The organism is Hydrocarboniphaga sp. FW305-C-57 (genome assembly GCF_058783045.1).
In genome coordinates this window covers 1-9,667 of sequence record NZ_JBYSYG010000025.1, presented here as the reverse complement: position 1 = coordinate 9,667, position 9,667 = coordinate 1, and the positions used below count along the sequence as shown (strand labels likewise).

Sequence of the window (9,667 nt, the reverse complement as noted above, 5' to 3'; positions counted from 1 at the left end):
CAGCCATCAGAACAATTCAATCAATGACTTGAAAACAGGACAGACCACTTTCCCCGGACAGTACTGGCACGAGCAAAAGAAGTAAGCCCCGACCGGCGAGGTCAAAAGCTCTCAGCGCTCGACTGAACCAGCAGCGAAGCCCCAACAACAAAGGCTACTGCACAATCCCCGTCCGATCCCGAATCCGCGACAACACACTATCGTCCGTCACCACCTGCACGAGCCACTCATCAAGCGGCGTATCCGCCCACGAAATCGCCCGTTCGATCAAAAACGGAACCGGACTATGCGGCTCCGTCCGCCGAAAGAACTGCGCGATTTCCCCGAGCGCCTTCAGCGCTCCATCGCGCCCCGAATGCGCTCCCCCGAGCTGCAACGAGAATCCGACTCCGCCAGGCGCGGAAACCGCCACCGCAGCTCCCACTGCGCCCGCAGGCGCTGCGTGCGCAACAGGCTCATCACCAGCCGCCGGAGTCGACTCGGCGACGAGCCCCTTGGCCTTGGCCGCCTTCAACACCAACTGCTGCGCACGCTTCAAGGCCTCTTCGATCTCCGACAGGCTCGGCGCCGAGCGCCCAAGCTTCTGATCGACCTGCGTCTTGAACGCTGCGAACGAGGCCTGCGCCGCCTCGGTACTCGCGAGCAGGGCCTTGATGAAATCCGCGCTATTGCCGACCAGCGCCTTGTCGAAGCCTTCGCCGGTCGGCTTGCCCTCCGCGAGCGCGGCCTGGTAAGCCTCGGCGTTCTGTCGGCCCAGGTTGTCGACATCGCGCGAGGCCTGCCAATCGTTGAGCGTCATCGCGGGCTTGGCTTCGGTCAGCGGCGCGGCGCGCAGCACGCGCGAGGCATAGGTGTTGAACCAGCTGAGTTTGGAGATGCGCTCGTCGGCGTCGTCGCCATCGAGGCGCGGATAAAGGCCTTCCCAATAGCGTTCGAGCAAACCGCCGAGCAGGGCGAAAGCCTCCGCCGCACCGGCATAGCCTTCCTTGCCGATCGCGGCTTCGCCGACCCAGACGGCGGCCTGCAGATCCTTGCTCTGGCGCGACAGCACGCGCTCGCCGAGCTGCAGCACGAGCCGCCAGTCGGCGACCTTGCGATCGGTCTGCCAATCGCCTTGCGACAGGCTCGCGTCGTCGGCCCGGCGCGCTTCGCGCATCTGGTCGAACACGTCGGCGAAGCTCAGGTCTTCACCGCAGGGATCGCTGCCCGCAATCGGGTTCAACAGTTCGGCGACATCGATGGCCATGGGAAAGTCCTGCTCTAGTTGAGGATATTGGGAGGCAGCGTGGTCGGTGCGCTGCGCAAGGCGAGATAGCGTTTCATCTCGTCGGAAAGCTGTACGTCGAGATACACCTGTACCTCGCGCGTACCGAGGGCGCGCAGACGCGGCAGCAGCTCGTTCCACTGCGAAGGCGTGTAGGCGGATTCGAAATCGCTCAGGCGAAAGCGCTTCTGGCCTTCGGCGAAATCGTTCGCGAGCGCGATGAGCCCATCGCCACCCGGATACACCTTGATGAGCCGCGTCGGCGCATTCGGCGACGCCGGAGCCGTCGGTGCAGCGGTCGGATCGAAGCCTGTCGCGGCGACGCCGGCTTCGACTTCGGCCGGATCGGGCAATGCGATACGCAGGCGCGCTTCGAGGCAGGAGTCCGGAGACCACATCACGGCGACGCGCGCATCGGCGAGCGATTCCGAGCGCGTGCTCGCGCTGAAGGTGCGGTCCTGGCACTGCACTTCGATCGTCGTGCCCTGCCCGCCTTCGTTGTACGCGCCGAAGCGGCTCGCGTCGGTAAATTGCAGGCCTGCCGCCAGAAACGGCTTGCCCGCGCCGGGCACCGCGGCCGCACTGCGCTGCTGCATCAGCGCCGCCTGGAAGCCCGTCGACAACGGCATGCTCACGCCGGCGACCTTGATCGGCGCATTGTCGCGCTCGCTCAGAAACGGCTTGAGCCAGTCGGCGACGAAGCGTGTGAGCCTGCCCTGCTCGCCGTAGAGCAGCGAGGCGAGTTCCTGCGGCGACGCGTTCTGCAATGGCTGCGCGACCGTCTCTCGCCACTTGGCCTGCACGAACTGGCCTGCGCGATACACGGTCAGAAACAGCAACAGGCGTGCCGGCCCCTGGACCACCGACCAGGCCGCAAGATCCGTGTTGCGAAACTGCGCGGAGTAGCGCTCGTCGGGCTTCTCGACCGCTGCGAGCATCTGCGCGTACTCGGCCGCGGGAGGCTGCGTCGGCGCGCCCTGCGCCTTGAAGATGTCGGCCGCGATCTGATAGATGTCCTGGCCGCCGCCTTCGGCCTGCAGGCGCAGATAACCGCGCGCGAGCGCGGGCGCCTGCTTTCGCAGCACGCGCACTTCGGTGTCCTTCATCGCGAGCAGCCACGGCGGCGGATCGACGGCGTTCGGCCCCGCGCCGCGCACGGCATCGACGATGAAGCGCCACAAAGGCTTCAAGGCGCCGAACCAGTTCGACTGGATCTGCGCCCAGGCGATCGACCAGCGCAGTTTTATAGGCAGATCAAGCGGAAGACCGAACAGATCGCGCTGCGCGCTGGCAAAAAAAAACGGGTAGGGGTTTTGATGCGTCGCCGCGGTGGCGACGAGCCGGTCGTACTGGCCTTGCCAGAGCTTCAGGCCTTCGCCGAAGCGCGCCTGGAACGCCGCCCAGCTACGAAAGTAGGCCGCGAAATAGTTGCGCCGCAGGTCGGCGAGCACGCTTTTTTTTTCCGGCAGGGCCGAGTCGACCGTGGCGATCATCGGCGCGAGCACGCCTCGGTACACGTCGAGCGTGTAGGTGCCCGAAATCATCGGCAGCGTCGCATCGTCGACGCCGACGACACGATCCTCGGGTAGCCAGAAGCGCGTGAGGCGCAGCCCGTCGCCGCGCGCCGCGGCCCAGCGCTCGAGGTCTTCGGGCTTCGGCGTGTACGCAGTCATGATGCGGGCGAGCAAAGCCTTTAGCCGCTTGTCCTCGGCATTGAGCACATCGCGCTTCTGCCAGCGCAGATAGCCCAGGTAGGTCGACAGCAGCGCGGCCGAATTCTCTCGATCGGTGCGCACGTTGTCGTCGCTCGAGGAGAACGGAGCGAACAGCCGCGAGGCCGGATCGAAGGCAACGTTGTGCGGAAGCTCGCGCTGCAGGCAATCGTCGGTGCGGCGCCGGCAATCGGCGAGCATGCGCAGGCGCTGCGAGATCGCGAGCAGGTGATCGAAGCCGACACGGCCCGCGGCCAGATCGGCTTCGATGGCCTGATCGTAGGGCGCGAGAATGAGGTTCGAAACGCCATCGACGACGGCCTGCTTGAGCGCGGCGAGATCGTTGTCCGATCGGCGGATGCCGAAGCCGAGCAAGGCCTGGTCGGCCGCCACCTGCAGCTGCTGGATGCTGCGTCCGCAGCTCGCGAGCGCGGCGATGCGGCTACCGCGCGCGCCGTCGCCGGCCAGGCCATCACAGGCGCTTCCGAGCTGCGCTTGCAAGCGCACGTCGTCGCGGTGCGCGGCTGAAAACCCCAGGCTGATCGAGGCCGAGAGCCCGAGCATCGCGAGCACGCCGAAGGCCGCGATCGACAGCCTCGCACTGTTGCCGCGCAGGCTCGGCGTCGCGAGCGGTTGGTCGGTCGGCAAGAAGCGCGTGAACAGATCGGCGACGAAGGCTCCGCCCGCATGATCGCCGCTGCCGGCTCCCGTGAAGTAGAGCCCGCGCCAGCGTGGCGTGCGCTGGAACGGATTGTCTTCGAGCAGCAGGGTCACGAGGCTGCCGAGCCCGAACTGCATGCGCCGCAGCTGCTCGATGAACTCGAACACGTCGCGACGCGTCTGCGGCGTCGGCTGGGATCGCAAGGCCGACAACCGCAGCGCATGCAGGCGATCGAGGATCGGCTGCAGGATCTCGTCGAGCCGCGTGCTGGTCTGCGCGCTGATGACCTCGGTTTCGGGCAGGCGATGGCCGAGCGCCTGGTCGAAGGCTTCCTTCGGCAAGGCGGCACGAAAGCTCGCATAGCCCGTCAGCGTCTCGAGCCCGGTGACGACGACGTAGACCGGCATGTTCGCCTGCAAATGCTCCATCGCCTCGTCGACGAGACGGCGCAGGCGCAGGCTCAGCGCCTTGAGCTCGTCGGCCGGTCCGAGCAGGCTGCGCGCGGACACGCAGAGCACGATGCCGTTGAGCGGCAGCCGCTCGCGCTTGGCAGCAAGCTGCATGAGCGCCTGATACCAGAGCCCGCGCTCGAGCCGCGCAGACGGATCGCAGACCACGCGTGCGTGCATCTCGATCGCGATCAGCGACTTGAAGAACCACCAGCGCCAGAGCTGCTTCGGATCGCCTTCGGGCTGCGTCGGCGGCGGGAATGGCGACACCGCATTCGCCGCCTTGAGCAGGCCTGCGACATCACTCGCCGTATCGCCGGCGAACAGCAGCCACGGCACGCGATAGATCGGGTCCTTGCCGCTTTCGATCTGCGGCGAACGCAGGATCGTGCTACGCGCCTCATTGATCGCCTGCGACATGCGATCGAGCGGCTCACGCTCGTCGTCGGGATTGCCCGGTCCGAGATCGCCGATGCGCTTCTTCGACAGGCCTGCGCGCGAGAAGCGCTTGGCCCCGAGCGTGAACCACCAGAGCACGCCGAGCGCCACCAGGCACAGTCCGACGAGCTGCCAGAAGCGCGCGGGCAGCAGCGGCAGCAGATTGGCGAGCAGCCAGATCGTCAGGACGATGGCGAGCAGCGCGACGATCGCGGCTACGATGCGCCGCGGCAGGGCCTTGGCGAGGCCCGGGATGCGCGCGAACAGGTTCGCGTAGCGGTCGAAGAGGTTCATGCGCGGGCTCCGATCGCGAGCACACCGTGCTGTTCCTCTCTCCTGCTTGCGGGAGAGAGTCCCGCGTAGCGGGGAGAGAGGGGCTTTTCGGAAAGGGAGCGCATTGGAACGTAAAGCCCCTCTCTCCCCTCGCTGCCGCGAGGGACTCTCTCCCGCAAGCAGGAGAGAGGAACAGCCGGGGAAGCCATGTCCGCGTATTCGTTATGGCCGCTCATTTCTTCGGCTCGGTCTGCATGAACAAAAAGTCCGCGGACAGGCGATCGGCTGCCTGGTTCGCGTCGAGCATCTCGCGCAGCCTCGGCACGTAGACCGAAGCCTGCTCGATCTCTGGGCGCTCGCTCGTGTACAACGGCACCTTCGATGCGATCACGGTGATGAGTTCCTGGCCGAACGGCGGGCCGATCTCCCAGGGCGCTTTTTCGCCGACGAGGAACTGCTCGGCGCCGACCACGAGCCGCCCACTCTCGGGCTCGCGCCGGTTCGGATACAGATGCAGCACGGTGCCGTCGACGGTGTAGTAATCGACGTAGAGATAGCCGTCGAAATTGGCCTGCTGCAGCTTGACCATCACGCGCTCGCCTTCGATGAAGCGATCGGAGTGGCCCGTCGTGGGCCGCACTTCGAGCCCCTGGCGGCGCTCGAGATTGCGCTCGCGATACGGCTTCAGAATCGCGACGACTTCGCAGTGTGGCCAGATGCGCACGCTGAGGTCGAAGCTCGGGTCCTTCACGCCCTTGATCGCGGACACATCGCTGCGCACCTGCTCGATCTCTTCGGGCTTGGACACGGTGCCGCTGACCGCGGTCGCTCCGTTGTCGGCCACCGTCGCCGACAGATCCGAGCACGGATAGCCCTGCAGGCGCTGATCGACCTGTTGCGCGAGCGTCGGCCCGGTATCCTTCGGCGCCGCGAGCAGCAGATACAGCAGATAGATCAGCGGCACCGCGAGCGCGAGTGCGATGCCGATCTTGAGCACGAGGTTGTCCCACTGGCGCGGATAGCGCGGTCCGGACGGATCGCGCGTCAGATACGGCTGCGGCGTGATGCGTTCCTCGCGCAGGGTATGCGTCGGCGCCGGCGCGATCGGCAACTGGCGCGCGTGCAGCTCCTTGAGTTTGCCGAGCTCGCCGTTCTCGCCGGTTTCGAAATAATACTGGCCGACGAAGCCGCAGAGCAGCGCGTGGTAATAGACTTCGCGCACTTCGTCGTCGCTGGCCTTGAGCGCCCCGAACTGATGGAAGAACTCGTTGCCCGCGTTGTTGGTATTGAAGATCGCGACCTGCAGCGGCGTTCCGCTGGCCCAGTACGCCGGATTGCGCGCGACGATCTCGTCGAGCCAGGCGACGATCGCGAACACCGCCGAATCCACCTGCTCGGGCCGATAGCCCGCTGCGAGCGCGGCGGCCTTGGCGCGATCCACCGCGGCGCGCAGCTGCGCATAGACCGGCTCGACCTGCGCCGGCGCGGTACTCGCGGCGATGCGCGCATCGAGCTCCAGGCCGAGCGAGAACACCGGGGCGAAACAATCAAAGAGCTTCGCCACGACTCATTCCTCCGCGCCGACGGGATAGATCTTCATGACCGTTCCGTCCGAAGGCAGATCGGAGAACACCGCGATGTTGCGGCGCTGCTTGATCATCTGCCAGAAGTTGTGCGTCGTATCGATCTGGAAGTAGGTCGTGTTCGGCGTCTTCTGCGGCAGCTCTTCGGGCGGCACCGGCAGCAGGTCGATCTTGAGACCGAACAGCGCGGCCTGCAGCAGGCGCGGCATTTCCTCGACCGTGCAGATCTTGCCGGTGCGCGAGAGCCGCTGCGACAGATCGGCCCCGCGCGTTTCCGATTCGATCGCGAGGTAGAAGCGCGTCTTGTCGGATTCGAACAGGTTCTGCGGTATCTCGGCCTTGTAGAAGCGGCCGTCGTAGACGAGCGAGATGCCCACTTCGGCGCCGACCGTGAGCGCCTTGATGAGCTGCTCGGCGCGCGCGTACGCGAGCTGGAAGCAGCGGCGCAGGTCATCGTGATCGTAGGCCGGCAGCTCGGTCTCCAGCTTGTCCTGCAGGCCACCGAAGTACGATATTTCCTCGGAGAACACCGAGAACTCGGCGACCAGCTGGCGCAGCGTCGAATACAGCGCATACGGCGAGACGCGCTGCAGGCGCACGGCCTCCTGCAGCAGCGGAATGTAACGGCCGAAGGTCTGCATCATGAGCACGCGCATGACTTCCTGCGCGCTCGTGGAGGCCGCGCGGATACCGCGCTGGCGCTTGATCGCCGAGAAATCCTGGCCCTTCGAAACGAGCAGATCGCGAAAGCTGTGCGTCCAGCGCAGCAGGTTCGCACTCGCGCCGAGCACGACGCCGGGCGGCACGTAATCGTTCGACAGCTTGTAGCGGCCCGGCCCGTTCGGCAGCAGCTCGGCGAACTTGTAGGCCTCGCTGCCTTGCAGGATGGCCTGCGCGTTCTCGTCGAGCGAGGTGATCATCGACAGCTGGTAGCGCACGAAATCGACTTCGACGGCAGGCGATTGCGGGTCGAAGGGATCGTCGACCGCGATGGTTTCGAGCTGGTGCCGGCTCGGCAGGCGGCCGTTCTCGTTGCGACCCGAACTCACCACGCCCTGCTCGTTCGAGAGCACGAGATAGAGCGAGATCGGCACGCCGCTCGTGGCGCTCAGCGTCGCCAGGTTGCGCTCGGCCACGCGTGCGTTTCCGGTGCTCGCCGAGCCGCCTTCGATGCGCAGGCCGTTGCGCGTCCACAGCGCGAAGCGCGAGACGTCGGCGATGCCGCTCGCGAGCGCTTCTTCGCGCAGCACAAGCGCCTCGAAGCCCCACGGATACGCGCTGACGAGCCGCTGCAGGCGCAGCGCATGCGCGGTGTGATAGGCATCCTGCCGCTGCAGATGCTGCGGCGTGAGGAAGGCGCCTTGCCCCCAGAAAACCGAGTGTGTCGAGTCGCTCATCGTGATTCCGTCAGGTGCGGCAGCTCATAGGGGTTCGGCGCTAACGCTGTAGCCGCGTTGCGCGAGTTGCGCGAGCAGGCCGGCCTCGCCGGTCAGATGCAGCGCTCCGACGGCGACGAAGCAGCGGCCGCTGCGCAGCAATGCGTCGAGTTGCGAGATCCAGCGGTTGTTGCGGTCGCTGAGCAGGCAATCGCGGGCCCGCGATTCGATCAGCTTGGTCACCGGATCGAGCCCGACCATCGCATCGACCTCGTCCATCCAGGCCGGCAGATCGCGGTTGCGGTAGTAGCCGAGCACGCGCACCGATTGCTCCTTGAGCACCCACGGCGCTTCGATGCGGCGCTCGAGGATCTGCGCCTGCTCGCGCTCGGAAACGCAGTCGAGCGCGCGCATCTGGTCGGCCAGCGTTTCGAGATGCACGCGGCGCAGCCCGGCCTCGTCGGCCCAGCGCGCGATTTGATGATCGAGGTTGCCGTCGCTCGCGATCTCGCCGCGCGATTCGAGCACCGACAGCACCACCCAGGGCTTGAGCCTGCTCAGGCGTTCGCTGGGCAGCTCCGGCAGCAGCATCACGAGGCTGTCGAAGGCCTTGCTGCCGATCAGCGTCGGCAGCGTGATCGGCGGAGCGAGGAAACGATGGCGATCGGATTCGGCATCGAAGCTCGCGCCCGAGGCGCTCTCGTCGACGAGCGTGCGGGTGGAGACGAGCACATCGCGCAGCTGGTCGGCATCGATGCCGAGCTCGTCGAGCGAGCCGTAGTGAATGCTCGCGAACAGAAAGCTCGACTCGGGCGGCTCGGGTTTCGCATCGGCGCCCGCTGCCGTCGTCGGCGGCGTGACGCGGAACAGCACGCCGCGCCAGTTGCGCCACAGCGGCGTGACGCTGTCGTCCACGCTCGCACCGCAGATCGGGCTGGCGGACAGCAGGGCGGCGATGAGCAGAAGGCGGAAGTGCGTTGGCATGGTCGCGGTTCTCGAACCGGCGCCATCTTCCGCAGGAGACCAGCGGCAAACCATAGCCCGTCGGGTCTATACCCTCGGGCCGGCCATAAGGCGTAATTGCCCGGATGCCGGCTAGCCGTTATGGTCGGCCACCACCCCAATAGAAAGATAAAGGGCGTTCCGTGCACGTTCTGATCGCAGACGACCATCGTCTGGTCATCGAAGGCGTCAAACTCAAAATGGCGGAGTTGGCCGAGACGGTCGACTTCACCGTGGCGATGACGGCCCAGGAACTCATGAACGTGCTCGCCAAAGCCGACGTGGACTACGGCCTGGCCTTGCTCGATCTGTCGATTCCGGGCGCCAACGGCCTGAGCCACATCGAACAGGTGCGCAACGAGCATCCGACGCTGCCCGTGGTGGTGCTGTCGGGCAGCGAAGACGCCGGCCTCATGCGCCGCCTGCTCGACCTCGGCGTACTCGGCTTCATTCCCAAAGCTTACTCGCCGGACGTGATGCTCTCGGCCGTGCGCCTGGTGCTGTCGGGCGGTGTCTACATTCCGCCGATGATGCTCGGGCAAGTGAGCGCCGCCGCGCCCGCCGCCGTCACACCGGCGGTGGCAGCGCCCGAAAGTATCGACAGCCTGCGGCGGATCCTGACCGAACGTCAGGTCGACGTGCTGCGGCTGCTGTCGCAGGGCAAGCCCAACAAGCTCATCGCTCGCGATCTCGGGATCAGCGAGGGCACGGTGAAGATCCATCTCGCGGCGATTTATCGTGCTTTGAATGTGCGGAATCGGACGGAGGCGGTGGTGGCTTCGAGGAAGCTGGAAGGGATCTGAGTTTTTGATTTTCGCTCGACTCTGAAAGCTTTTGACCTCGCCGGTCGGGCCTTACTTCTCTTTGCTTGTGCAAAGAGAAGTAAGCAAGAGAAAGCACACCCTGGTG

General features: G+C 65.9%; 6 protein-coding genes. 1 reads left to right on the top strand and 5 read right to left on the bottom strand.

The features are described from left to right. Window positions 1–154: 154 nt before the first annotated feature. From tssA to AC3WUM_RS25010, 5 genes are all read right to left on the bottom strand, one after another. Window positions 155–1,246: a type VI secretion system protein TssA gene (gene tssA, locus AC3WUM_RS25030; RefSeq protein ID WP_492414047.1), complete on the bottom strand. Its 1,092-nt coding sequence runs from the start codon at window positions 1,244–1,246 to the stop codon at window positions 155–157. A gap of 14 nt (window positions 1,247–1,260) precedes the next feature. After that, on the bottom strand, window positions 1,261–4,818 hold the full coding sequence (locus AC3WUM_RS25025; protein ID WP_492414045.1) for a type VI secretion protein IcmF/TssM N-terminal domain-containing protein: 3,558 nt from the start codon (window positions 4,816–4,818) through the stop codon (window positions 1,261–1,263). A 211-nt stretch (window positions 4,819–5,029) separates the two neighbouring features. Then, the gene (locus tag AC3WUM_RS25020) at window positions 5,030–6,361 is read right to left on the bottom strand and encodes a DotU family type IV/VI secretion system protein (RefSeq protein WP_492414043.1); all 1,332 of its coding nucleotides are present in this window, start codon (window positions 6,359–6,361) and stop codon (window positions 5,030–5,032) included. A 3-nt stretch (window positions 6,362–6,364) separates the two neighbouring features. Continuing rightward, complete coding sequence (tssK, locus tag AC3WUM_RS25015) at window positions 6,365–7,777, bottom strand: type VI secretion system baseplate subunit TssK (protein WP_492414041.1); 1,413 nt, start codon at window positions 7,775–7,777, stop codon at window positions 6,365–6,367. Window positions 7,778–7,801: 24 nt separating this feature from the next. Beyond that, a complete protein-coding gene (locus AC3WUM_RS25010) occupies window positions 7,802–8,740 on the bottom strand; it encodes a TraB/GumN family protein (RefSeq protein ID WP_492414039.1) in 939 nt (312 codons plus the stop codon). Between the two features lie 161 nt (window positions 8,741–8,901). On the opposite strand from AC3WUM_RS25010, the gene AC3WUM_RS25005 reads away from it, so the two are divergent. Beyond that, a complete protein-coding gene (locus AC3WUM_RS25005) occupies window positions 8,902–9,561 on the top strand; it encodes a LuxR C-terminal-related transcriptional regulator (protein ID WP_492414037.1) in 660 nt (219 codons plus the stop codon). Window positions 9,562–9,667: the final 106 nt, after the last annotated feature.